Annotated in this window: 22 protein-coding genes; 12 read left to right on the plus strand and 10 right to left on the minus strand. The window is 65.8% G+C overall.

What is annotated here, in order from left to right; translation table 11 throughout:
• Positions 1–36: 36 nt before the first annotated feature.
• A complete protein-coding gene (locus tag A7D17_RS12955; RefSeq protein ID WP_064509505.1) occupies positions 37–699 on the minus strand; it encodes an alpha/beta hydrolase in 663 nt (220 codons plus the stop codon).
• A 66-nt stretch (positions 700–765) separates the two neighbouring features.
• On the opposite strand from A7D17_RS12955, the gene A7D17_RS12960 reads away from it, so the two are divergent.
• Positions 766–1,647, plus strand: a complete 882-nt coding sequence (locus tag A7D17_RS12960) for a hypothetical protein (protein WP_064509469.1) — start codon at positions 766–768, stop codon at positions 1,645–1,647.
• A 49-nt stretch (positions 1,648–1,696) separates the two neighbouring features.
• On the opposite strand, the gene A7D17_RS12965 is transcribed toward A7D17_RS12960, so the two are convergent.
• On the minus strand, positions 1,697–3,022 hold the full coding sequence (locus tag A7D17_RS12965) for a GTP-binding protein (protein ID WP_064509470.1): 1,326 nt from the start codon (positions 3,020–3,022) through the stop codon (positions 1,697–1,699).
• Between the two features lie 61 nt (positions 3,023–3,083).
• Between A7D17_RS12965 and A7D17_RS12970 the strand changes: the two genes are divergently transcribed.
• Both A7D17_RS12970 and A7D17_RS24880 read left to right on the plus strand, forming a co-directional pair.
• The gene (locus A7D17_RS12970) at positions 3,084–3,470 is read left to right on the plus strand and encodes a MerC domain-containing protein (protein ID WP_064509506.1); all 387 of its coding nucleotides are present in this window, start codon (positions 3,084–3,086) and stop codon (positions 3,468–3,470) included.
• Positions 3,471–3,828: 358 nt separating this feature from the next.
• Positions 3,829–4,575, plus strand: coding sequence for a hypothetical protein (locus A7D17_RS24880; protein WP_239692188.1), 747 nt, complete (start codon positions 3,829–3,831; stop codon positions 4,573–4,575).
• Positions 4,576–4,727: 152 nt separating this feature from the next.
• On the opposite strand, the gene A7D17_RS12980 is transcribed toward A7D17_RS24880, so the two are convergent.
• Together A7D17_RS12980 and A7D17_RS12985 are read right to left on the minus strand one after the other, a co-directional pair.
• Complete coding sequence (locus tag A7D17_RS12980) at positions 4,728–6,446, minus strand: ExeM/NucH family extracellular endonuclease (RefSeq protein ID WP_064509471.1); 1,719 nt, start codon at positions 6,444–6,446, stop codon at positions 4,728–4,730.
• Between the two features lie 281 nt (positions 6,447–6,727).
• A complete protein-coding gene (locus tag A7D17_RS12985; protein WP_029218421.1) occupies positions 6,728–7,246 on the minus strand; it encodes a c-type cytochrome in 519 nt (172 codons plus the stop codon).
• 281 nt (positions 7,247–7,527) lie between these two features.
• Between A7D17_RS12985 and A7D17_RS12990 the strand changes: the two genes are divergently transcribed.
• The 4 genes from A7D17_RS12990 to A7D17_RS13005 are packed head-to-tail and all read left to right on the plus strand — an operon-like array spanning position 7,528 to position 10,448.
• On the plus strand, positions 7,528–8,172 hold the full coding sequence (locus A7D17_RS12990; protein ID WP_064509472.1) for a DUF4198 domain-containing protein: 645 nt from the start codon (positions 7,528–7,530) through the stop codon (positions 8,170–8,172).
• Between the two features lie 22 nt (positions 8,173–8,194).
• A complete protein-coding gene (locus tag A7D17_RS12995) occupies positions 8,195–8,503 on the plus strand; it encodes a DUF3649 domain-containing protein (RefSeq protein WP_064509473.1) in 309 nt (102 codons plus the stop codon).
• Positions 8,500–10,116, plus strand: coding sequence for a PepSY-associated TM helix domain-containing protein (locus A7D17_RS13000; RefSeq protein ID WP_064509474.1), 1,617 nt, complete (start codon positions 8,500–8,502; stop codon positions 10,114–10,116). The genes A7D17_RS12995 and A7D17_RS13000 overlap by 4 nt, the downstream gene beginning before the upstream one ends.
• Complete coding sequence (locus A7D17_RS13005) at positions 10,113–10,448, plus strand: DUF3325 domain-containing protein (RefSeq protein WP_064509475.1); 336 nt, start codon at positions 10,113–10,115, stop codon at positions 10,446–10,448. Before A7D17_RS13000 ends, A7D17_RS13005 begins: the two co-directional genes overlap by 4 nt.
• 201 nt (positions 10,449–10,649) lie before the next feature.
• Here the strand turns inward: A7D17_RS13005 and A7D17_RS13010 are convergent, their stop codons facing one another.
• The 3 genes from A7D17_RS13010 to A7D17_RS13020 form a co-directional block, all read right to left on the minus strand.
• Entirely contained in the window at positions 10,650–11,177 is a 528-nt protein-coding gene (locus tag A7D17_RS13010) for an RES family NAD+ phosphorylase (RefSeq protein WP_064509476.1), read from the minus strand.
• A complete protein-coding gene (locus A7D17_RS13015; protein ID WP_055853635.1) occupies positions 11,174–11,548 on the minus strand; it encodes a hypothetical protein in 375 nt (124 codons plus the stop codon). Before A7D17_RS13015 ends, A7D17_RS13010 begins: the two co-directional genes overlap by 4 nt.
• A gap of 96 nt (positions 11,549–11,644) precedes the next feature.
• The gene (locus tag A7D17_RS13020) at positions 11,645–12,253 is read right to left on the minus strand and encodes a TetR/AcrR family transcriptional regulator (protein ID WP_064509477.1); all 609 of its coding nucleotides are present in this window, start codon (positions 12,251–12,253) and stop codon (positions 11,645–11,647) included.
• Positions 12,254–12,381: 128 nt separating this feature from the next.
• On the opposite strand from A7D17_RS13020, the gene A7D17_RS13025 reads away from it, so the two are divergent.
• The 4 genes from A7D17_RS13025 to A7D17_RS13040 all read left to right on the plus strand — a co-directional run bounded on the left by A7D17_RS13025 (position 12,382) and on the right by A7D17_RS13040 (position 19,622).
• Positions 12,382–13,545: an isovaleryl-CoA dehydrogenase gene (locus A7D17_RS13025; protein WP_064509478.1), complete on the plus strand. Its 1,164-nt coding sequence runs from the start codon at positions 12,382–12,384 to the stop codon at positions 13,543–13,545.
• A gap of 10 nt (positions 13,546–13,555) precedes the next feature.
• Positions 13,556–15,166 (plus strand): carboxyl transferase domain-containing protein, encoded by a 1,611-nt coding sequence (locus A7D17_RS13030; protein ID WP_064509479.1) that lies wholly within the window; start codon positions 13,556–13,558, stop codon positions 15,164–15,166.
• A 232-nt stretch (positions 15,167–15,398) separates the two neighbouring features.
• Entirely contained in the window at positions 15,399–17,426 is a 2,028-nt protein-coding gene (locus tag A7D17_RS13035; RefSeq protein ID WP_064509480.1) for an acetyl/propionyl/methylcrotonyl-CoA carboxylase subunit alpha, read from the plus strand.
• 102 nt (positions 17,427–17,528) lie between these two features.
• Positions 17,529–19,622, plus strand: coding sequence for a S9 family peptidase (locus A7D17_RS13040; RefSeq protein WP_064509481.1), 2,094 nt, complete (start codon positions 17,529–17,531; stop codon positions 19,620–19,622).
• Between the two features lie 108 nt (positions 19,623–19,730).
• On the opposite strand, the gene A7D17_RS13045 is transcribed toward A7D17_RS13040, so the two are convergent.
• Entirely contained in the window at positions 19,731–20,891 is a 1,161-nt protein-coding gene (locus tag A7D17_RS13045; RefSeq protein WP_064509482.1) for a putative peptide maturation dehydrogenase, read from the minus strand.
• 79 nt (positions 20,892–20,970) lie between these two features.
• Here A7D17_RS13045 and A7D17_RS13050 point away from each other — a divergent pair, with 79 nt between their 5' ends.
• The gene (locus A7D17_RS13050) at positions 20,971–21,282 is read left to right on the plus strand and encodes an NHLP-related RiPP peptide (protein WP_064509483.1); all 312 of its coding nucleotides are present in this window, start codon (positions 20,971–20,973) and stop codon (positions 21,280–21,282) included.
• A 23-nt stretch (positions 21,283–21,305) separates the two neighbouring features.
• Here A7D17_RS13050 and A7D17_RS13055 read toward each other — a convergent pair whose 3' ends face one another.
• Complete coding sequence (locus A7D17_RS13055; protein WP_064509484.1) at positions 21,306–23,798, minus strand: putative peptide modification system cyclase; 2,493 nt, start codon at positions 23,796–23,798, stop codon at positions 21,306–21,308.
• Positions 23,799–23,801: 3 nt separating this feature from the next.
• Positions 23,802–24,878 carry a GGDEF domain-containing protein gene (locus A7D17_RS13060; protein WP_064509485.1) on the minus strand — a complete coding sequence of 359 codons (1,077 nt, stop codon included), beginning with the start codon at positions 24,876–24,878 and terminating at the stop codon, positions 23,802–23,804.
• Between the last annotated feature and the right edge of the window lie 94 nt (positions 24,879–24,972).

The raw sequence follows: 24,972 nt of genomic DNA on the forward strand, positions 1-24,972 counted from the left end.
CGCATCGGCAGGCGATGCGCATGGGCCGTGCCGCAGTCAGACAGCGGCCGGCAACCAGCGCCGGACACCATGCTGGATCGCACCGCGCAGGTCGATCAATTTGCGGTGGAAGAAGTGGCTGGTGTCGGGCATGCGCACCAGCTCGGGCTGTTGTTCCAGCGTCTCCAGCCAGTCGTACACCGCCTGCGGATCGACGATCTCATCGGCATCGCCCTGGATCACCAGCCACTGCGCCGGCGGCTGCATGTCGCTGAAGTCCCAGCGCCCGGCCGGCGGTGCGATCGAGATCAACGCCTGCGGCGCCAACACACCGGCCGCGCGCAGCGACACATACGCACCAAAGCTGAAACCCGCCAGCCACAGTGTGTCGCCGGGCCGCTGCGCACGCACCCACTCGGCGACCGCGCGCAGATCGTCCTGCTCGCCGTCGCCATGGTCGAACGCGCCGGCCGAATTGCCGACGCTGCGGAAATTGAAGCGCACCACGGTGATGCCGAGTTCGCGCAGCGCGCGCGCGGCCATCGTGACGACCTTGTTGTGCATGCTGCCGCCCTCGGTGGAGAGTGGATGGCAGACGATGGCAGTGACCGGTTGCGCGGTGACATCGCTCTCGGGCAGATCGATCGCGACATCGAGCGGGCCGACAGGCCCGTCCAGCGTCAACGCAGCCGATTCGGTAGGGAATGGGGGATTGGACATGCCGTCATAATAGCCGCCCCGCCGGCCGCGTTCATCGCCCTGCCTGCACACTTCGTTGCGTTGCCCATGCATTTTCTGGTGTTTGCCGTTATCTGCAGTGTCCTGGTGTCGGTGGTGTTGAAGCTGGCACCGCGCCGCGATATCGACGTGTTTCAGGCCATCACCTGGAACTACGCCACCGCCAGCGTGCTGGCCGTGGCCCTGCTCAAGCCCTCATTCGCCAGCCTGAGCGCGGCCAGCACTCCCTGGGCGGCACTGCTGGGCCTGGCGATCGCATTGCCGGGCATCTTCCTGGTGCTGGCGCGCTCGGTACGCGTGGCCGGCATCGTGCGCACCGATGTGGCGCAGCGCCTGTCGCTGTTGCTGTCGCTGGCAGCGGCCTTCACCGTGTTCGGCGAAAGCGCCGGCCCCTGGAAGCTGGCGGGCCTGGCGGTCGGGTTGCTGGCGATCGTCGGTATCGTGCAGCGTCCACGCAACGCCGTTGCACTTGAGCCTGCATCCGACGGCAGCGCGCCTGTGCGCGCGTGGCCATGGCTGCTGGGCGTATGGGCCGGCTTTGCGGTGATCGATGTGTTGCTCAAGACCATCGCCTTGTCCGGAACCCCCTCGCTGACGGCATTGACGCTGTGCTTTGCCATCGCCTTCGTTCTGCTGCTGTGCGTGCAGGTACTGCGCATGCGCCGCGGCCATCGCCTGCATGCGCCCAGCATGGCCGCCGGCCTGCTGCTGGGCGTGCTCAACTTCGGCAACATCCTGTTCTACGTGCGCGCGCACCAGAGCCTGCCGCAGAGCCCGGCGACGGTGTTTGCAACGATGAACATCGGGGTGGTGGCACTGGGCGCGGTGATCGGCATCCTGGCCTTTGGCGAGCGCACCACGCGCTGGACGCGCGTGGGCCTGACGCTGGCGGTCCTGGCCATCACCCTGATCGCGTGGGGCTCGCGCTGACGCTGCTGCCGGTTTAGGCAGTGCGCATGGCCGGCAGCAGGCGCGCCGCTCAGCGCTCCCATTGCGGAAACGGGTCGTCCAGCAGTTGCCAGTGCGCCGGGCCCTGGCGCAGTTCCTGGTCGCTGAGCAGGCAGGCATCCAGCGCCGCACGTGTGCGTGGCGCATCCATCTCCACACCGATCACCGCCAGCTCCTGGCGGCGATCTCCCCACAACGGATGCCACAGCCGCTGCATGGCGGCGTACTCGCTGGCATCGCCGACTTCATGCGGCTGCGGCAGCGGTGCGGTCCAGCACCGGATCTGCTGCCGCTGCCAGCCGATATCGGTATACGGCAACGGCGTCATACCGATCGCCACGGGCTGACCCTGCAGCTGCGCATCCACGCGGTGGCGCGCAGCAAACCAGAACCCGGCCGCATTGGTCTGGGTGGCGCCGCCCACGCTGGACAGCTCGCCGACCCAGTCCATGCGGCTGGCCAGCCAGAAAAAGCCCTTGCTGCGAATCACCTGCGGCAGACCGCTGTGCACCATGCGCGCGAAGCGCTGAGGATGAAACGGGCGACGTGCGCGGTACACGAAGCTGCTGATGCCGTATTCCTCGGTTTCCGGCGCGTGCTGGCCGCGCAGTTCCTGCATCCAGCCCGGTGACAGCTGCGCGCGGGTGAAGTCGAACCTGCCTGTATCGAGCAGGTGGTGCAGCGGCACGTCGCCGTGGCTCGCCTCCACGATCTGCGCCTCGCGGTTGAGCGCACGCAGCACCGCGCGCAGGCGCTGGCGCTGCGCCGCATCGATGCGATCGCACTTGCTGATCACCAGCACGTCGGCAAATTCCACCTGCTCGCCCAGCAGTTGCACCAGCCCGCGCGTATCGTCCGGGCCGGCCTGCTGGCCCAGCTCGGCGAGCGTGGACGCCGACCCGAAATCGCGCAGGAAACTGCTGCCATCGACCACGGTCACCATGGTGTCGAGACGGGCGATGTCCGACAGGCTGAAGCCGTCGGCATCGCGCACTGCAAAGGTGGCCGCCACCGGCATCGGCTCGGCGATGCCGGTCGATTCGATCAGCAGGTAGTCGTAGCGGCCGTGCTCGGCCAGGCGTCGCACCTCTTGCAGCAGATCGTCGCGCAACGTGCAGCAGATGCAGCCATTGCTGAATTCCACCAGGGTCTCTTCAGTGCGACGCAGCGCCGCGCCACCGTCGCGCACCAGCTGCGCATCGATATTGATCTCGCTCATGTCGTTGACGATCACCGCCACCCGCAACCCGTGGCGGTTGTGCAGGATGCGGTTGAGCAAGGTGGTCTTGCCGGCACCCAGAAAGCCGGACAGCACGGTAACGGGAAGACGCGAATCGCGGACGGAAGACGGGGACATCCGGACAACCTCGGGGGAATGAAATGTTACTATATAACACTTGATCGACGAGACCGATGCCATGCGGGCCCCTACTTCCTTCTTCGACAGCTCGGCCATCGCGCTGTCCAGCCTGTGCCTGCTGCACTGCCTTGCATTGCCCCTGCTGGCGGCCGCCCTGCCGCTGCTGGGAGCCTGGAACCAGGCCGAGTGGGTGCACGTGGTCTTTGCGACGTTAGCCGTGCCTCTGAGCGGCTACGCGTTGTGGAGCACGCATCGGCGCCATGCGCTGCCAACTGCGGTGTGGGCCCTGGCCGGCTGCGGACTGGCCGGCCTGGTGCTGGGCGCCAGTGGTCTGACTGGCGAACACCTGGAAACACCGATTACGGTGACCGCCAGCCTGCTGCTGGCCAGCGCGCACGTGCTCAACCTGCGGTTGCGCGGCCGCCATGGGAACTGTGCTGGCTAGCCACGTGCGCCGCGCCCGCCGACCGGGCTGCCGGCGTGTCGGCGACACCGACGCGCCCAAAGGCCAGGCCGGACTCTACACCCGACGCCGCCTCCACCAGGCGCGCGAAGCACACGACGCCATCGACCAGGCAATGTCATCGTGCGTGCTCCAGATCCATCCAGTGTGTAGTACGACGCCGCAAGCGTCCTTTCGCTCGCTGGCGGCGATCTGCGTCATCACCGATCAATGATGTCCCACGCGCGGGAGATCGCGTGTTCGGTTCACGCGCCCTGCGTTCGCGGCCCACGGCGTTCGGTCAAACAAGGCCGTTAGCGTAGACGCATGAGCAGGGCGTGGTGCCCGGTTGGAGCGGGTGATGCGCCTGAAATCGCTGTGGAAGAGCATTCAACGAATGCCCGGTCTCGTGGTTGTCGTCAGCGCATCCAGTGGCGAGACAAGGTGGTGGACGTCCCAGCCGCCGTCGCACCGGGTGCCACAAACCGCAAACCCGTCCTGCACGGTGGCACCAGCGCAACAGAAGGGTGTGCGCATGCGCGCGTTATCGTGCGGGCAGAAAGCGCAACAGCGGGTACTGCATCGGCGTGCCGAGTTGCCTGCATGCGCACTCGTCATCGCATTGACGCCAGAGCCGCCAGACACATCGCAGATGCCTGCGCAGGCGGCTCTGCTGCTGAAGGCAATGAATCGCCGTCTACTCGACGTGAACCCGCAGTATCACGCCATCACCACCCGGCTGTTCCTGGAAGATCGCGACGCGCTGCCCCAGGAACAAGGCGCGCTCGATCAGCGCAATGAGCTGTTGGCGCAACTCAATCAGCTGCGCGATCTCCAGCTGCATGCCCTGCTCGCTGCGCTCGCTCCACTGCAGCGTATTCGCAAGCAGGAAGCGCAGCGCGACAGCGCGTTACGGACCGACTCGCAGGACCGGAGGCTGCACGATGACGCACAGGCACCGGCAGACGACACAGGCGACCGGCCAAACTCCGTGGCTCAGGCGTACCAGGACGCGGTGGAACTGCTGGAAACACTGCAGGACAGCGCTGCGCCCTGTGCGCTGATTCAGCAACTGCAATGCCTCATGCATGACTACCGGACGCTGTGACCCTGGAACGGCCGCTCGGCAACGCCACTCCGCAGCGCGAGCGGGCTTACTGATGCGCGCCCGCGCCTGTGCAGAAGCAGTCGGTCCAGCCGCCTTCCTCTGACAACGCCTCGCCGCGCCTCTTCAACAGCGAACTGCACATCGCACGCGTGCTAGAGCGAAAACCCCAGCAGCACCGGATCGTGATCGGAGCTGCGCCACGGACCAGGCAGATTGCGTTTGGCATAACCGGCGTCGTCCATCGCGTCGGCGTTGATATGCCATTCGACCGCGCCACGCAGCTGCTTGGCCATTGCCGGGCTGAGCAAGGCATGGTCCAGCCGCCCGCTCATGCCATCAAAGACGTAGCTGTAGGGCTGCTTCACCCCCGCTACTGCAAATGCGTCCTGCCAGCCGCTGGCGCGCAGGCTGCGCATCGGCGTTTCCATCGCATACGCATTGAAGTCGCCCAATAGCACCGCCAGCCGGGTCTGCGCGCCGGTGGGGTCGGTTTGCAGCCATTGGTGCAGGCGCTTGGCCGATTCAGTGCGGGCCGCGTTCCAGCAGGCCTGGCCGTCGAGCTGGTCGGCATCGGCGCCACTGGCGTTACCGCACCCCTTGGATTTGAAGTGATTGGCGACCACCACGAAGGTCGCCCCGCGGGTGCTGCGAAACGCCTGCGCCAGCGGCACCCGGCTATGGCTGTCGAACGGCCCGCCGGTCAGCGTGGCCGGCTTGCCGACCAGGGTGACCTGGCTGCTGCGGTAGATGATGCCGACCCGGATCGCATCGTCGCCGGGGCCACTGCCGGTATCGACGAACCGCCAATCCTTGTCGGTGCCGGCGGCGTTGAGCGCAGCCACCAGTTGCGCCACCGCGGTGTCGCCGTCGTTGCCGTCGTTTTCCAGCTCCATCAACGCGGCCACATCGGCGCGCAACGGCACGATGGTGGCGACCAGCTTGGTCAGCTGCGCCTGGAACTGCTCAGCCGTGCGGGCGCCGCGCTTGGTCGGAAAACCGCCGCCGCGTCCATTGCCGTTGAAGAAGTTCTCCAGGTTGAACGAGGCAATGCGCAGATCCCCTCCCACCTGCGGTGCCACGGCGGTCGGCATGGCCGGCAGGTTCAGCGGCGCCAGCACCTGGATGCGGTACTGCCCGTCGTAGCGCTGGTCGACGATGCCATCGACCGATTTGAGCAGGCTGCCGCTACGCAGCACCGCATCGGCGGGCAGGTAGGACACCGTCTTGGGGTTGCGTCCGTTGCGGGCGTCGTCCAGCAACACCCGGCGACGCGCGTTGTCCGCCTCCACCTGCGCGAACGCCGGCGTGCCGGTTGCAGCCACCTCGGCCGGCTGCCACAACCGCCCGCCGAAGCCGGCAATCAGCTCACCGTAGGTGGCCAGCCGGTCGCTGCCGTTGAGTGTCAGTGCCGCGATGCGGACATGCTCGCCTTCCAGCGCCTCCCAGTTGGCGGGCGGCCCGCTGAGCATGCGCACCGGCACCGGCTGGCCGCTGGCGAGCCGCTCGATGCTGCTGGCGTCCACGCTGGTCAGGCTGGCCTGGCCACCGGCCGATACTTCGCGCACCGTCCCGACGATGCGCACGCGATCGCCCACTGCCACCTGCGCATCGCCGACGCCGGTGACGAACAGCCCATGCGAGCGCCGTGGCTCGAAACCGGGCTGCTGCACGAACAGCCCGGCCAGCCCGACGCGCGTATCGGCGGTGACGATGCCCTCCACGTCCACCATGCGGCCGTCATACGGGCTGCGGCTGTCCTCGCCCTGCACATCGGCAATCGAGAGCCGCTGCGCGGCGCCATCGGCGGCGCTGCACAGCAGCGGAGCCAGGAGACCGACCAGACCGAGCACAACCAGCGGGCGACGCGACATCGAACGACTCTCCATCAAGGTGGACCAAATACAAACGCCGCCCGGAAGGCGGCGCGTGACAACGAAAGCGCGGAAACAGGCTAACAAACCGCGATGAAGCGACGCCAGGCGGGATCACTGCGCTAGCACGGTGCCCCCCTGCACGGCACTGCGCTTGGCTGTTCGTGCTGCTCCGCTGGCTGCGGGCACCGCGTCCAGGGCAACGACGGACGACGACGCCAGCCAGCCAGGAACCCGGCACAACCGCGGCCCTGCTCCCGAGCGCCGCGCCCGTCGAGGTCTTATTTCAGATTGCCCAGCATCCAGTCGACGGTGGCACGCACCTGCTCTTCGGTCAGCGCCGGGTTGCCGCCCTTGGGCGGCATGATGCCGCCATCCGGGCCGGTGTAGCCCTCGATCGCGTGCTTGTACAAGGTGTCCTTGCCCTGGGCGATGCGCGCATCCCAGTGCGAATGATCCAGCGTCGGTGCCTTGCCGACCCCGGTGGTATGACACGCGGTGCACAGGTTGTTGAAGATGGTCTTGCCATCGGTGGTGCCGCCGTAGGCGGACTGCGAGGCTGCCTTGGCCAGCGCTGCAGCCTGGGCCGCCGCCTGGGCCGCCGCACCGGTGGTGCCCGCGTAGACGGCGCCGGCCGGCGCGATGCGTTGCTGCACGCGCTTGGCGGCAGTCGGCGAAACCTCATCGGGAATGGCACGTTGCAAATAAGCTGCCAGGGCGATCAGCCCCAGGGTGATCACTACCAGTAAACCGATCACCATCGAGAATTTTTTCAGGAACTCGAGGTCGTAATTCCGCACGCGCTCACCCCTGGCTGTTGGTCGAAGACCTCTGCTAGCGCCGGAGTATAGAGCACAGTTCACGCCAGTCTGACCAGCGCGCATGACAGTTTCGCCTCCGATGTGCGCTGCACCCCAGTGGGCCGGCGCTCCTGTCGGCGGCCACGCTTGCGCCCGCCGGAGAATTGCCGCAACGCCGCATACGCGCATTGGTCTCCTATGTGGGAATTGCGTATCATTCCCAACAACACACGGTGGCGCGGTTCTCGCCTCGCCGGTCCCGCCCTTGAGGAGTCGCCGCGATGAAGTCCTTCCTGCTGTCCTGCCTGGTCTTGGCCAGCATCAGTCTGTCTGCCCAGGCCCACGAAATCTGGATCGAGCGCGATGGCAGTGGCCCGGTACGCATCTACTTCGGTGAGCCGGCGCAGGAAACCCTCGACCACGGCCAGGACGAGATCAAGCGCGTGGTCAAGCCGAGCGTGTTCGGCACTGCCGGCAAGGCCGGTGCCCTGCAGCGCGGCAGCGAGTTCCTGACCGCGCCGCTGTCCGGCAGCGGCGATGCCTGGCTCAGCGACGACAGTGTGTTCGAACCGTGGAAGGGCGAAGCCGGTGGCTTCGAGGCCGTGAGTTATTACGCCCGTGCCGGGCGCGCCACCACCTCGGCCAAGCTGGATCTGGAACTGGTTCCCACGACGGCGAATGGCAACACGCTCACCGTGCTCTATCGCAACAAGCCGTTGCCCAAGGCCGAAGTCACCGTGATCGACCCGCAGAAGTGGCAGAAGACGCTGACCTCCGACGCCAAGGGCCAGGTCACGCTGCCCACGCTGCGCGCCGGCCGCCACATCCTGGTGGTCAACACCAAGGAACCGGTGAAGCGCGAGATTGCCGGCAAGCAGGTCACGCTGGTGCACCACATCAGCACCCTGACCTTCCAGGCCGACTAACGGCAGCCCCGCAGTCCCCCGCATGTCGACCGCTGCCCAACCGCTGACCTGGTTCAGACGCCCCTGGCTGGGCGTGCTGTCGCGCACCCTGGCCGCCATTTTCGGCGGGTATGCGCTGGCCAGCGCCACCAATCTGGTGCTGGCGCTGGTGCTGCCGATGCCGCGCAGCGAGGCGGTGTTGACCAGCATGCTGCTCGGCATCGTGGTGTGCGCGTGCGCGCCGCTGTGGGCATTTGCCACCGTCAGCGTCTGGCGCGCCTGGGCCGGCATCGTGGTGCCGGCCGCGCTGCTGTTTGCGCTGGCCGCGTTGCTGCAACGGGGCGCGGCATGAAACAGGGGTTCCGCCAGTCGATGGCCTGGCTGCACACCTGGACCGGCCTGCTGGTCGGTTGGGTGCTGCTGTTGATCTTCATGGGCGGCACCGCCAGCTATTACCGCGACGAAATCAGCCGCTGGATGCGCCCGGAGTTGCCCACCACCACGGTGAGCACCGCCACTGCGCTGCGTAGTGCCGAGCAATACCTGCAGACCCACGCAGCCGACGCGCTGAGCTGGAACATTACCTTGCCGGATGCGCGCACTCCGGTGGTGAGCATGTACTGGCAAAATCCTGCGCCCGCCGACGGCAAACCGGCCGGGCGCCGGCAGCTGTACGGCAATGCCATCATCGACCCGGCCACCGGCAAGGAGATCGCCGCGCGCGAGACGCTGGGCGGCGAGTTCTTCTACCGGCTGCATTTCGACCTGCACTACGTGCCGGTACTGTGGGCACGCTACATCGTGGGGTTCTGCGCGATGTTCATGCTGGTGGCCATCATCAGCGGGGTGATCACCCACAAGAAGATCTTCAAGGACTTTTTCACCTTTCGCCCGGGCAAGGGCCTGCGCTCGTGGCTGGATTTCCATAACGTCAGCGCGGTGACCGCACTGCCGTACCACGCGATGATCACCTACACCGGCATCGTGACCTTGATGTTCATGTACTTGCCGTGGGGCATCAAGGCGCGCTATGCCGGCGATGAAATGCGCTTCTACGACGAGTCGGCCAACCGCGTGGCCGATACGCGCCAGGCGGCCGGCACACCGGCGCGCATGCTGCCGCTGGAACAGTTCGTGGAGCGCGCGCGCCGCGACCTGCGCGGCGCGCAGATCGGCAACGTGGCGGTGTCGCTTCCCAACGATGCGCATGCCGCGGTCGGCGTCAGCCAGGTGGCGGCCAGGCTCTCCAACAACGCGCCCTCCATCCTGTACGACGGTGTCAGCGGCCAACGCCTGCAACGCAGTGGCGCGCCCGGTGGTGCCAGCCAGACGCGCGGGGTGATGGTGGGCCTGCATATCGCCCACTTCGCCGGTCCATGGCTGCGCGCGTTGTTCTTCGGCTCGGGCCTGCTGGGCTGCCTGATGGTGGCCAGCGGCGTGGTGATGTGGGCGGTGAAAGAACGGCCCAAGCATCTGAAGGCCGGCCGCATCGGGTTTGGATTGCGCCTGGTCGATGCGCTCAATATCGGTACGGTGGCCGGCTTGCCGATCGCCTTTGCCAGTTTCTTCTGGGCCAACCGGCTGCTGCCGGTGGCGCTGGACGGGCGCGCGGCGATGGAGGCGCATGTGTTCTTCGCCGCCTGGGCGACGGCGTTGCTGGCAGCCTTCGTGTGGCCGCGACGGGCGATGTGGAGCTGGCAGCTGTATGCGGGCGCAGCGCTCCTGGCGCTGATTCCGCTTCTCAATGCCGTGACCACCGATGTCCACCTGGGCGTGACCTTGCCGGCCGGGCAATGGGCACTGGCCGGGGTCGACCTGGTCTGCCTGGGCCTGGGCGTGTGCCTGGGCAGTGCCGGCTGGCGCCTGCAGCATTGGACCGCGCCGCAGTCGGCCGCCGCACGCCGCCAGCGCGCGGCCGTATCACCCGCTGCGCAGAGCAACGTGCCGGTGCAGGAAGGCGCATGAACGTCGTGCTGTTGCTGGCGCTGAATTTTTCCGGTTTTGCCGCGTTGTGCCTGGCGATGGAAAAGCATCAGCACGAGGTGCGTGGCCGCGGCCTGGGCACTCCGCGCACGCGTCAGTTGCGGGTGGTGGGCTGGCTGCTGTTGCTGCTCACCTTTGGCCTGGCCGTGCACGCGCAGGGTTGGGGCATCGGGCCGGTGCTGTGGCTGGGCAGCCTGACCGCGGCCGCGGCCGTGCTGGCACTGTGGCTGCTGCCGTATCGGCGTGGCCTGATCCTGCCGGCGGCACTCATCGCGCCGGTGCTGGCGGGCATGGCGCAGCTGCTGCCAGGTTGAGCCCCTCGCGACGGCGTCGCGGCCGCGGTGGCGTTGTGCCGGGATGCGCGATGCCTGTGCACGCTTGCCCTCGCTGTGCGGACGGACACGCCAGGCAATCGTCCAAGCCTGGAGGACGGCGTACTGGTCGCAGCGCAGCTGCAGATGCCACACGCGATAGTCGGCACGCACCCAGCAGCTGTGGTGCATGCGATGCAACGGCTACACCGCAGTCGGCGGGTCACCCCAGCTGCGCCCATCGCGTGGCAGGCGGCCGTCATCGAGCACGCGCAGCACCTGGTCGGGCTGCAGCATGTCCAGAAACAGCGCCACGTTGACGCCATCCGGCAATGCCATGCTGGGGAAGATCACCCCGGGAATCTGCGCCTCGCGCAGCAGGTCGCCGAGCACCCAGCTCACCGGTTCGACCTTGTTGACCAGGGCCTTGCGCCAGTCGTCGGTCCAGTCGGCCCATAGCGCGTCCCAATCCGAGTCCAGCAGACGCAGGTCGGCCAGCGCCGGAAGCTGCGCGGCATAACTGACCAGCGTAAATGGCGGCAGGAACGGCGCAGCCTGCGCATATTCGGCCGCTGCGGTATCCAGCTGCAGCGACAGGTACAGCGCCGGCTGGCCGAAGCGATTGAAGCGCCCGCCCGAGCGTGCAGCGCCGGCGCCACTCAACGGCTCGGCGGCCCAGCGTGGCGTGAAGGCGCGATATAGCGTGCAGTGCGCCGGGGCGCTCAGCTTCAACCAGCCGCTCCGGCGGCCACGGTGCGCAGGTAGGTCAGCGCATCATCGGTGCGGCCCTGCTTGACCACTTCGAGCAAGGTGGCGAATTCGAATGCGGGGATCGGGGTGTTCTTCAGATGGAAGACCAGCTGGCGCTCGTCCGGCTGGATCTGCGCCATGGCCACCAGCAACCGCGACAGGTTGCGCAACAGATCCTGCACGCGCGGGCTTTCCGGATGCACGCGCAGGCTGTTGCGGTGTACGCCAGCCAGCTCGGCCAGCTCCTGCTGCGACAGCTCCAGCAGGCCGGCCATGGCCGAAGGCGACAGGATCGTGCGGTCGGGCGCGCGCAACCGCTCGGTCAGGGACAGGGGATTGAGGACGGCGACCATGTAGGTGCTCGGACAGGGGGTGTGCACAGTATATGCACAGTCATGCACATCCATCCAGCACAGTGCGGCGCCCGGTCAGTGCAGTGTCAGATCTGCTTACTTGGCCCCCACTGCACGCAAACAGAAGCCGCAGATCGCTTCCACCAGCTGTTCTCCCTGCTGCGGGTCGCCGCGGCTGGGCGCGATCGGCCCAACCAGGGCCTCGGTAAAGGCACCAACGATGCAGGCCGCCGCGGCATCCAGGGACTGTTCGGGAAATTCTCCGGCCGCCACGCCTTCGGCCAGCAATTGCCGAAACACCTCACCGAACAGGCGGCGGCCCCGGATACGCTCGGCGTCCACCTCGCTTTCCACCGGCTCGGCAATGAAGGCGTAGGCCAGCGCCGGCCCGGCCAGCGCGCGCCGGACGAAGGTGGCGATGGCGCCGCGCAGGCGCTCGCTCGCCGGGGCCTGGGTGCTGGCAAGGGCACGCAGGATGGTCATCTCGCGCTGCACGGCGGCATTCAAAACTTCCACGAACAGCTCGGCTTTGGACGGGAAATGCCGATAAATCTGCCCGGTTGAAACGCCGGCGGCGGCAGCCACTGCGGTGATCGGGGCATTGCGGTAGCCACCCTCGGCAATCAGCACCCGCGCCGCCTGCAGGATGCGTTCGCGATTGCCGGCCAGGCGTTCTTCCATCAGGGCGGAGCGTCGATAAGCCATGGTCTGATTCTGGGTTCAATAGTTGAATTTTAGTTCACTTTTTTGTTGCAGACCGCTAGGCTGCTCACATCCGCCGCGCGGCTCGCCCGCTCCCACCCGGCACGTCCCGATCCTTGTGGAGTCGCTGCATGCATGTGCCGTCCTTGAATTTCGAGCTTGGCGAAGAGATCGACCTGCTGCGCGAAAGCGTAGCCGCCTTCGCCAGCCACCACATCGCCCCGCTCGCCGCCGCGGCCGATCACGACAACGTCTTCCCCGCGCAGCTGTGGCGGCTGTTCGGTGAGCAGGGTCTGCTCGGGCTCACCGTGGAAGAAGACTACGGCGGCAGCGGCATGGGTTACCTGGCGCATGTGGTGGCCATGGAAGAGATCTCGCGCGCCGGTGGTGCCATCGGGCTGTCGTATGGCGCGCATTCCAATCTGTGCCTCAACCAGTTGCGCAAGAATGCCAGCCATGAGCAGAAGCAACGCTACCTGCCCAAGCTGTGCACCGGCGAGCATGTGGGCGCGCTGGCGATGAGCGAAGCCGGCTCCGGCTCGGACGTGGTGTCGATGAAGCTGCGCGCCGATGCGCGCGGCGACCGCTTCGTGCTCAACGGCAGCAAGATGTGGATCACCAACGGCCCCGACGCCGACGTGCTGGTGGTGTACGCCAAGACCGACCCGGACGCCGGCGCGCGCGGCATCACCGCCTTCATCGTCGAGAAGGGCATGCCCGGATTTTCGACCGCGCAAAAGCTGGACAAGCTGGGCATGCGCGGCTCCAACACCTGCGAGCTTGTGTTCACCGATTGCGAAGTGCCGGCCGAGAACGTGCTGGGCACGCTCAACGGCGGCGTGCGCGTGTTGATGTCCGGGCTGGACTTCGAACGCGTGGTGCTGGCCGGCGGGCCACTTGGGCTGATGGCCGCAGCAATGGACGTGGTGCTGCCCTACGTGCACGAGCGCAAGCAGTTTGGCGAACCGATCGGCACCTTCCAGCTGATGCAGGCCAAGCTGGCCGACATGTACGTGGGCCTCAATGCCTGCCGCGCGTATGTGTATGCGGTGGCGCGCGCCTGCGATGCCGGGCGGACCACGCGCCAGGATGCGGCTGGCGCGATCCTGTACGCCGCCGAAAAAGCCACCTGGCTGACCGGCCAGGCGATCCAGGTGCTGGGCGGCAACGGCTATATCAATGAGTACCCCACCGGGCGCTTGTGGCGCGACGCCAAGTTGTACGAGATCGGCGCCGGCACCTCGGAGATCCGCCGCATGCTGATCGGCCGCGAGCTGTTCGAACGCACTGCCTGACGGAGCCACCATGAGCGTGATCACCAGCCAGCTGCAGGTCAGCAGCGACAGCTTTCAGGCCAATGCCGCGGCCATGCGCGCGGTGGTGGAGGATCTGCGCCGCACGCTGACGCAGGCCGCGCTCGGCGGCAGCGACGCCGCACGCGCCAAGCACACTGCGCGCGGCAAGTTGCTGGTGCGCGAGCGTATCGATGCGCTGCTCGATGCCGGCAGCGCCTTGCTGGAAATCGCGCCACTGGCCGCGCACGGCATGTACGACGACCAGGTACCCTGCGCCGGCGTAGTGGCCGGCATTGGCCGCGTGTCCGGTGTGGAATGCGTGATCGTGGCCAACGATGCCACCGTCAAGGGCGGCACCTATTACCCGATGACGGTGAAGAAACACCTGCGTGCGCAGGAGATTGCACAACAGAACCGGTTGCCGTGCATCTATCTGGTCGATTCCGGCGGCGCATTCCTGCCGTTGCAGGATGAAGTCTTCCCCGATCGCGACCACTTCGGGCGCATCTTCTACAACCAGGCAAACCTGTCGGCGCAGGGCATTCCGCAGATCGCCTGCGTCATGGGCTCGTGCACCGCTGGCGGTGCGTATGTGCCGGCAATGAGCGATGAAACGGTGATCGTGCGCGAACAGGGCACGATCTTTCTCGGCGGCCCGCCATTGGTCAAGGCCGCCACCGGCGAGGAAGTCAGCGCCGAGGAGCTGGGCGGTGCCGATGTGCACACACGCATCTCCGGAGTAGCCGATCACTTCGCCGACAACGATCTGCAGGCGCTGGCCCGGGTGCGCGCGATCATTGCCCAGCTCAACTGGCGCAAGCCGGCTGCCACGCTGGCGCTGCAGGCACCGCTACCGCCGCGGCATGCCGCCGACGAAGTGTATGGAGTGATTCCTGCCGACACGCGCAAACCCTTCGACGTGCGCGAGGTGATCGCCCGCATCGTCGACGACTCGCAGTTCGACGAATTCAAGCCACGCTACGGCAGCACCCTGGTCACCGGCTTTGCGCATCTGCACGGCTACCCGGTGGGCATCATCGCCAATAACGGCATCCTGTTTTCCGAGTCCGCGCTCAAGGGCGCGCACTTCATCGAGCTGTGCACGCAGCGCGGTATTCCGCTGGTGTTCCTGCAGAACATCACCGGCTTCATGGTCGGGCGCAAATACGAACATGGCGGCATCGCCAAGGACGGGGCCAAGCTGGTGATGGCGGTGGCCTGTGCCAAGGTGCCCAAGTTCACAGTGGTGATCGGCGGCTCGTTCGGTGCGGGCAACTACGGCATGTGCGGCCGCGCGTATTCGCCCAATTTCCTGTGGATGTGGCCGAACGCCCGCATCGGCGTGATGGGCGGCGAACAGGCCGCCAGCGTATTGGCCACGGTGCGCCGCGATGGCATCGAAGCCAAGGGCGGCACGTGGTCGGGCGACGACGAAGACGCCTTCAAGGCGCCGATCCGCGCGCAGTTCGAGCAGCAGGGACATCCGTACTACGCCAGTGCACGGCTGTGGGACGACGGCATCATCGACCCAGCCGATACCCGCCGCGTGTTGGGGCTGGGCCTGTCGGCTGCGTTGAATGCGCCGATCGAGCCCACGCGGTTTGGCGTGTTCCGGATGTGAGCAGGACGCTGCGAAGCCGGGCACGGCGCACGCAGGCGCGTGATTCGATCTGCATCGTTGCATGGCCTCTGGCGCAGGTGCGCAGCTGTTCCGAGCCATTGCCAGCACATGCGATCAAGCTGGAGGCATGCCACAGCAACACCCGGCCCCTCACGCACAACCACCCACTTTCAATCGCACCACCTGAGTGCACGACCAACCGCCACGCCGGCGCTGTGCAGAGACCGAACCGATGACCCAGCAGCCTTCCATCGCCACCCCGCGCCAGCGGCCGTTCGACAAGATCCTGATCGCCAATCGTGGCGAGATCGCCTGCCGTGTCATCGCCACCTGCCGCCGGCTGGGCATTGCCACCGTGGCGGTGTACTCCGATGCCGACCGCAACGCGCGGCATGTGCGGCTGGCCGATGAGGCCATCCATCTCGGCGCCGCGCCGGCGCAACAGAGTTACCTGCGCAGCGAGGCGATCCTGGAGGCCGCACGCGCCAGCGGTGCGCAGGCGATCCATCCCGGCTATGGGTTTCTTTCGGAAAACGCCGGCTTCGCCGATGCCTGCGCCCAGGCAGGCATCGTCTTCATCGGCCCGCCGGCAACCGCGATCCACGCGATGGGCGACAAGAGCGCCGCCAAGGCGCTGATGCAGCGCGCCGGCGTGCCGTTGACGCCCGGCTACCACGGCGACGAACAGGCGCCGGATTTCCTGCGCGCCCAAGCCGATGCCATCGGCTATCCGGTGCTGATCAAGGCCAGCGCCGGCGGCGGAGGCAAGGGCATGCGCCGGGTGGATGCCAGCGCCGACTTCGCGCCGGCATTGGCCAGCTGCCAGCGCGAAGCGCAATCGGCGTTCGGCAATGCGCATGTGCTGGTGGAAAAATATGTCGAGCGTCCGCGTCACATCGAGATCCAGGTGTTTGGCGATACGCAGGGCGAGGTGGTGTATCTGTTCGAACGCGACTGCTCGGTGCAGCGCCGTCATCAAAAGGTTCTGGAAGAAGCACCCGCACCCGGCATGACACAGGAACGCCGCGCCGCGATGGGCAAGGCGGCGGTGGATGCCGCACGCGCGGTGGACTATGTCGGCGCAGGCACGGTGGAGTTCATCGCCGGCCCGGATGGCGATTTCTATTTCATGGAAATGAACACCCGCCTGCAGGTGGAGCACCCGGTGACCGAGTTGATCACCGGCACCGATCTGGTGGAGTGGCAGTTGCGCGTGGCCGCCGGAGAGCCGGTGCCGCGCCGCCAGCATGAGCTTGAGATCAATGGGCATGCACTGGAAGCGCGGCTGTATGCCGAAGATGCCGACCGCGGTTTCCTGCCCTCCACCGGCACCTTGCGCCAGCTGCAGTTGCCGGCTACCGATGCGCATGTACGTCTGGATGCCGGCGTCGAACAGGGCGACACCATCAGTCCGTACTACGACCCGATGATTGCCAAGCTGATCGTCTGGGATGTCGATCGCCCCGCCGCGCTGGCCCGCATGCGCACTGCGCTGGCGCAGGTACACGCCGTCGGTGTCACCACCAACAGCGCCTTTCTTGCGCGGCTGATCGACACCGCATCGTTCGCATCCGCCGACCTGGATACCGGCTTGATCGAACGCGAGCAGGCGGCGCTGTTCCCGGCTACGGTGGCACCGGATCAGGCCTGGTGGTGTCTCGCCGCCGTCCTGATCGCCGCTGCGCTACCCAAGCCCGCGGCCGATCCGGCCGATCCGTTTTCGCCCTGGCAGGCCGGCGATGGCTGGCGGGTCGGTGCGCATGCGGCGCATCGCGTGCAGCTGGAAGCCGCCGGCGAGCGCCGCGACCTCGGCGTCCGCCGGGACGGCGACGCTTGGCAGGTGACGCAGGCAGGCCATACCCACACGCTGCGCTACCACGCGCAGAACCAACACATCCGCGTGGAAGTGGATGGCCGGCAATGGCATGTGCAGGCACTGCACGATGGCACCACGCTGACCTTGATCGGTACCACGCAGCGGGCAGTCTTCCATCACCACGACGCACTGATCGAGGCCGATCAGCCCGCGCACGACGCCGGCGGGCTGACGGCACCGATGCCCGGCCGCATCGTCTCGCTGGTGGCCCCTGTCGACCAGCCGGTCAGCCGCGGACAGGCACTGGTGGTGCTGGAAGCGATGAAGATGGAGCACACCTTGCACGCTCCCAGCGACGGCACGGTGCAGGCCTATCTGGTGGCCGAAGGCGATCTGGTCGCCGATGGCGCCTTGTTGGTGGAATTTGTGTCCGCGAAAGCGTAGCCCCGCCCGGCAGGGTGACCAACGGCACGTCCGCACGCGTTGGTACTGCACGTAGCGTGGCCGGATCGGCTGGATTGGCCGCGATTCCCACCGGAGGCTTTCATGCAACGCCTGCTTCTCGTTTCCAGCATGCTGCTGGCCTTGTCCGCCTGCAGCGACAAGACCGCGCCGGCCGCCAGCACTGCGGCAACCGCCGCGCAGACGCCCACTGCCGCGCCCGCACCGGTCGCCGCACCGGCGCTGATCACCCGCGACGCGCTGTTCGGCAACCCGGAGCGCGCCAACGTGAGCATCAGCCCGGATGGCAAGTACCTCAGCTGGGTGGCGCCGCTGGACGGCGTGCTCAACGTCTGGGTCGCACCAGTGGATGCGCCGGACCAGGCGCGCGCCATCACCAAGGACACCGCGCGCGGCATCCGCAACTATTTCTGGACCTATCACACCGACACCTTGGTGTACCTGCGCGACAATGGCGGCGACGAGGATTTCCATCTGTTCTCGGTCAACCTGAGCGATGGCAGCAGCAAGGATCTCACCCCGTTCCAGAAAACCAATGCCGAGGTGGCCGGGATCAGCGCGCACCATCCGGAATCGATCATGGTCGGCATGAACGACCGCGACGCCAAGTGGCACGACCTGTATCGCGTCGACCTGGCCACGGGTAAACGTACCCTGGTGCAGAAGAACACCGACAGCCTGGACAGCTACCTGCTCGATGGCGACTTCCGGCTGCGCTACGCGACCCGCGCCACCGACGATGCCGGCAGGGAGTTGCTGGTGCCGGATGGAAAGGTGTGGAAGAGCGTGGATCGCATTCCGTTCGAGGATGTCACCAACACCTCGCCGGAGGGACTGACCGACGACGGCAAGACGCTGTACATGCGCGATTCGCGTAACCGCGACACCTCCGCGTTGTATGCCATCGACACCGCCAGCAATGCACGCACGCTGCTGTTCGAGAACCCGAAAGCCGACGTCGGCGACACCTTGAGCGACCGCAAGACCGGGGTCGTACAGGCAGTGTCCACCGATTATCTGCGCGAAGAATGGAAGGCGCTGGATACCGGGATCGCTGCCGACCTGCAGAAACTCAAGTCGCTCGGGGCCGGCGATGCCGCTGTGGCCGCACGCACGCTCGATGACCGCACCTGGATCGTCGCTTACTCGGCCGCCGAAACGCCAACGACGTATTACCGCTACGACCGCGCCGACGGCGGCAAGCTGAGCAAGCTGTTTTCCGCCCGCCCTGCACTCGAGGGCAAGCCGCTGGTGCCGATGTGGCCGCAGGCGCTCACCGCGCGCGATGGCCTCACCCTGGTCAGCTATCTCACCCTGCCCGCCGAGGCGGACGCCAACCACGATGGCAAGGCCGACAAACCGGTGCCGTTGGTGTTGTTCGTGCATGGCGGCCCGTGGGCGCGCGACAGCTATGGCTATGGCCCCTACGAGCAATGGCTGGCCAATCGCGGCTACGCGGTGCTGTCGGTGAATTTCCGCGGCTCCACCGGCTTCGGCAAGGCCTTCACCAACGCCGGTAACGGCGAGTGGGCCGGCAAGATGCACGACGACCTGCTCGATGCGGTGCAGTGGGCGGTCAAGCAGGGCGTGACCAAACCCGACCAGGTCGCCATCATGGGCGGCAGCTACGGCGGCTACGCCACGTTGGTCGGCATGACCTTCACCCCGGACAGCTTCAAGTGCGGCGTGGACATCGTCGGTCCGGCCAATCTCAACACCTTGCTCGGCACCGTGCCACCCTACTGGGCCAGCTTCTACAAGCAGTTGACCAAGCGCATGGGCGACCCGGCCACCGCCGCCGGCAAGCAGTGGCTCACCGAGCGCTCGCCGCTCTCACACGTGGACAAGATCAGCAAACCGCTGCTGATCGGCCAGGGCGCCAACGACCCACGCGTCAAGCAGGCCGAAAGCGACCAGATCGTCAACGCGATGAAAGCCAAGAACATCCCGGTGACCTATGTGCTGTTCCCCGACGAAGGCCACGGCTTCCGCCGCCCGGAAAACAGCAAGGCCTTCAACGCGGTGACCGAAGCCTTCCTCGGCCAATGCCTGGGCGGCCGCGTGCAACCGATCGGCGCAGACCTCCAAGGCTCCAGCATCACCGTCCCGGAAGGCGCCGACAAGGTCATCGGCCTGAGCGATGCACTGAAGACGCATACGCAGGCGATTCGGCAGTAGCCGTATCGGGACACCGCATAAGCATCATCGTCATGATGGCCGGCGGCATCCTGTCGCCGGCTCCCCGATGTCATTCATTGAATCGGCCTGTAGTCCGCCCGCGACCGGCTAATGGCAGGCCCACACTTCGTTGTTGGGGTCCAGCTCCATCGTCTGCATGACATCAGCGCGGATACCAAATCCGCACACCGCCAGAACGCCCTCCATGATGGGCTCCAGCCCAAGCAAGGCTTCAACCTGCACCTCATTGATTGCGCAGGTGACGAACGCCCCCAGCCCTACCTCCGTGGCCGCCATGTAAAGCGTCTGCGAGAAATGCCCTGCCTCCAGGTTGAGTGCGCGATATGCCTTGGCATGTACGCGATACTTCCAGAAGTTCCGGTAGTACCGAGGGCACAGTGCCACGATCACCTGTGCCCCGCAAAACCAGTCCTGTCCTGCAAGAATGGTGAGCGCCACGTCTTGCAGATTCGACGTTTCGACATGCAGTGGCTCCAGTGCGTGGTCGATCGGAAGATAGTGGTATACCCCATCGGTGATCCCGGATACCTTCCTGATGATCAGGTAAGCATCCAGTGGATGCAGGCCTCCGCCTGATGGACTGGATCGCTTGAGAAAAACAGTCTCCGCATCTGCTTGCAACACCGCATTTGCGGCGAATACGCGCTCGATCACCTTTGAGAAGTCTGCAAATTCCATCTGCTGATCGGCGTCGAAGTTCCTGCAGGTCGTGCGCTGGCGCAATAGCTTGTCCAGGTGTCCATCGGCACCCCGCATCAGTGCGATCCGGTCAGGGCGACCGCGCGGTACTTGTTCGGGAGGTGGCGGGCCAAATACCTTCAACATCGCTGCGGCGGTATCGGCTCCCGCATCCTTGGCTGCTTGCGCGGAGTCCACGTTGTCCCATCGAGTAAAAGCGTGATACGTGGCTGCCAGTGGATGCCACTGGCTTTTCCGTTGTGTTTGGTCGCGATCGTGCGCGGCATTCGGGCTCGCGCCTTCTACAAGCAACAGGCCCTTATCCAACAACGACTGCACGACCGACGGCTCTCCAACCACGTCTTGTCGTTGCCACTGGCTCGGACTGCTGCGACCCAGCGAGAACATTTCATCGTCGGTGAGTACGCACTCCGCGCCCAGGTGCGGTGCAAGCGCAACCCATTCCCGGGTCCGGGAGGCGCCCGCCCCGCCCGCACACAGATCCAGCAGATCGATTCCTATTCGTTCCCTGGGTTCAACATAGACAACCGCACAACGCCTCACCAGCATGGTCCAACGCTCTTATCGAAGATTGATCTTCTAACGGTCTGGAATTAGATTTCTTGAAGATTTCCCACCAGTGACCAGCATGAACGAAAACGACGAACGCCCAACTCCCCTGCAACCGGAAGCAGCCCACGCGCTACTGGACCTTCTGGCAACCGACGATGCCTTCCGGGAGCTGTTCAAGACCGACACCAAGGCAGCGTTGCTGCAGGTCGGCTATCCCTCCGAAGATGTCGAGCTGATGGCTTCCCGGCTCAAGGTCGAGACGCTGGCCGACAAGGCCACCATCGCGCAGGCACGCGATGACATCCAGGCCAGCCTAACTTCAGCGGCCAACATGCAGCCCATCCGCTTGAACGTGCCGTCGGGTTCTTCGCCACAGCTGAAGAAGTAAGGTTGCGACGGCAGGTAGCGACGCTATTTGCCGTCCGCCATTGCCGCATCGAAGACGTTCAATGGCTGCTGGCACCAGCCGCACCCACCGAACTCTGCATATGCCCGGCCGTGTGCCACTTTCAGCCAGGTCTGCTCGCCGGCAGCAGATTGTCGATCTCCCAGCGCCGTGTAAGCTTCTTTGAGAACCACGTGGAACTGGTAAGCCTCGTTTCCATCAAGCCGTGGCTTCAAGAGTTGAATGGCTTCCTGCGCATGCCCCTCCAGAAGTTCCGCGCGCGCCTGCATGAGCACGACCATTTCGGCGACCGCAGGCATCGTTGCCAATGCTGGCCTGGCTAACAGCGTTTTCAATACTTCCCTGGCGGCTTCACCATGGCCCATGCGCTGTCCAATGAGCGCGAGGGATGCCGCAACGACCGCATCTGAACGCTGCGCAACGCCCTCTTCGCTGTTTGCAATACCTGCGAGCGCCACCGGCACGGCCGAGTCGATGGTCTGCAAGGCGTTGGCGTGCTCGCCCTTCGCGTATTGTGTCGATGCCTTGGCGACCAGTGACTGTGAGTAACGCGATGAGCTGCGATCGATCGCATTGGAAATGCGCTCCATTTCCGGCAGCGCCTTGTCGCTGCGATGCTCGTCGAGGTAGATGGATACCTGATCGAAATAGGCGACGTCCAGGCGCCCCTCTGCAGGCCACGAGGCATGGGCGGCCGGAAAGTCTCTCAGCACCGCAAGGGCCACCGCCTCCCACACCGCAGCCGATGCCAATCCGGAGGCCCTCGCCGACCGGAAGGTTCCCAATGCTTCCCTGGTCTTGCCCAATGCCAGCTGCATGCGCCCAACCAGCTCGAGCGACAGCGGATCGAAGTCGTAGCGCGACGCCGCTGCGCGCTTGGCGTACACCAATGCCTCTGCGTACCGATTACGAACTTCCAGCGCGTATGCAGTGTTCTCGGCTGCGGCAAAATCGTCCGGATACAGATTGGCCATCTGCATCCATTTTTCGTAGGCGTTTGCCGGGTCCTTGATCTGCGCATACCACGCATCCAGATAGACCTGCTCGCGCGGAGGCAGCTTGGCTCTGAGGCTCAATGCCTTTTCGAGATACGGCAAGCCAACCGAGGTTTTTTCCAGGTAGAAATAGCAGCGCGCCACGCCGACATTCGCCAGGGCGAACGTCGGGTCGAGTTCGACAGCCCTGAGGTAATAGTCACGCGCACGCAGATAATGGCCGACACCAAATTCGCGCTGGGCCAGTGCGAAGGCGTTCAATGCATCCATGTTTGCGGTAGACACACGCGGCAGCGGCGCAGAGTTCGCCTTGATGGACGCCAGCGTTTCGCCGAGCCCCTCGCGCAGGTTTGAGCTCACTGTATCGACAGACGTGAGCAGTGATCGCTGGCCGCGACCTTCCGACTTGTACATGTACACGGTTGCCTGGGTCGCCGGATCCACCACTTCGACGGTAAAGCGCAACTTGCCGCCGATATCCGCAACGCTCGGCAGTATCAAGGCCTTTGCACCGGCGCGCATCGCAACCTGCGCGCCAAGTGCACGGTCGACTTTGGCGCGCTCGTTCTGCTTCATCAGCTCAAGCATGTCGTGCGCGCGTTTTTCGGAAATCAGGTTGACGTGCTTGGATTGCTGCAAACTGAGCCGCAGGGCCTGCTGCAGGGGTTCATCGAGCATCGCGCTGTCGGTCAGGTTGTGCAGGTCACCCACTACCACCCAGTCACGCTCGGCAAAGGCGATCGCCGGCTGCGGACGAATGAACAACCAGACGGCGATGCCTACCGCCAGTACGACGCACACCTCGGCCAACAACGCTGCCGGCCGGCGCCAGAGTGGTACGTCGCGCCAGGCTTTTGCGGAATTCTTCGGCACGCGCAGCGGGGTCAGGCCGACTTCGCCGACTTCGTAGATCTCCATCGGCGTGGGCACGCCCTTGAAGCGCCAGCGGCCGTGCGATTTCCACAGGATGCGTTCAGCGCGATCGCCCAGTTCGCGTGCGGCGCGATGCGTCAACGATTCGGCGACGGCCGAGATCAGGATCTGCCCCGGCCGCGCCATCGACATCAGCCGTGCGGCGGTGGGCTTGGCCAGCCCTTCCACTTCCAGCGGCTTGGCGCCGATGCTCACCGCCTCCTCGCTGTTGCGCCAGGTCAGCACCTCGCCCACGTGCAGGCCCTGTCGCGCGCACAGCGTTTGCGCGTGGGTCTGGCTCATCGCCTTCAGGCCGCGGGCATAGTCCAGCGCAAAGCCCAGCCCGTCGATAGGGCGGTCGAACAGCAGCAACAGGCCATCGGAGCGGTCGATCAGGCGGCCGCGCCATTGCTGCTGCAGCTTGACCACCAGGCGGTCATGCTCGCGGAACAGCGCGGCGGCGGCGTTGTCGCCGATGCGTTCGACCAGCGCGGTCGAATCGCACAGGTCGGTCAGCAACAAGGTGCGCAGACGCGGCGCCTGGATCGCTTCCGACGACGCGTCTTTGCGTGCGTGGGTGCGGGCGCTCATTGCTCAGCGGGTATCCGGTTCGGGCGCAATGCCGGGAAGCGGCGCAGTGGTCACGGCGAGCGTGTCGTGCATGCACAGCACGTTGCCGCCTTGTCGCTTTGCTTCGTACAAGGCGCTGTCGGCGAGCGTGTACCAGTCGTTCCAGGCCGCCTCCGCGGCGATCATGCACAGCCCGACGCTGACCGAGCAGCCCTGCTCACCCTGGCCGTTGCACAGGCGCGCTTCCACCGCGCGCACGATGCACTCGCCGATGTGATGCACCAACTCCGGGGTTCCCTGCGCAACCAGCACGCAGAATTCGTCGCCACCCAGGCGGCAGGCCAGGTCGCCTTCGGCGATCACCGAACGCAAGGCATGCGCCACGTTCTGCAGCACGCGGTCGCCGGCCAGGTGGCCGAATTCGTCGTTGATGCGCTTGAAGCGATCGCAATCGATCAGGATCAGCCCCACGCCGGGGACGTTGCCGGCACGCCGGCATTCCTGCAGGTACAGCGCCAGGCCGCGTCGGTTATGCAGGCCGGTCAACTCATCGGTGCGGCTCAGCTCTTCGGTGTGGTTGAGCTGGTGCGAGGTGACATAGAGATTGTCCAGCGCCGCTTCCAGATCGTGGTTGCGACGGCGCAGCTGACGGATCAGCAATTGCTCGTTGTTGACCACGCGCACGATCGAGCGACGCAGGAAATGCGCCACCATCGATGGGTCGTGGTCCACGAGCCGTTCGAAATCGGCGTGCGTCAGTTCGATCAGGCGGCTGTCCATCGACGCGCTGGCACCGGCACTGCGCGCATGGTCGCCGATCAGCAGGCCGAGTTCGCCGAAGAATTCGCCAGGTCCCAGATGCTTGAGCATCAGGTCTTCGCCGAAATCCAGATCGATCTGGCCGCTGATCACGATGAACATCTGCGTGCCCACCGCACCGCGCTCGAACAAGGCGTGACCTGCCGCGACATCGCGGGTACGGCCAAAGCGGGCGAAAAACGCCAGCTCGTCGGCTGTCATTGACGCATGCAGCCCGTCAGACAGCGTTTTGGCAACGCTCCCCGTCGGTTCGACCGCGCCTGCGGTGTTATGGCAAGTCATCCCTCTTCCTTAGGCCGGCCTGCAACGTTAGCCCATGCGCAAATCCTACCGTAGCCGTCTGTTCAGCACCACATCACAGTCGTTCTCATCAGCA

Origin of the sequence: Xanthomonas floridensis (assembly GCF_001642575.1) — a bacterium.
GTDB lineage: Bacteria > Pseudomonadota > Gammaproteobacteria > Xanthomonadales > Xanthomonadaceae > Xanthomonas > Xanthomonas floridensis.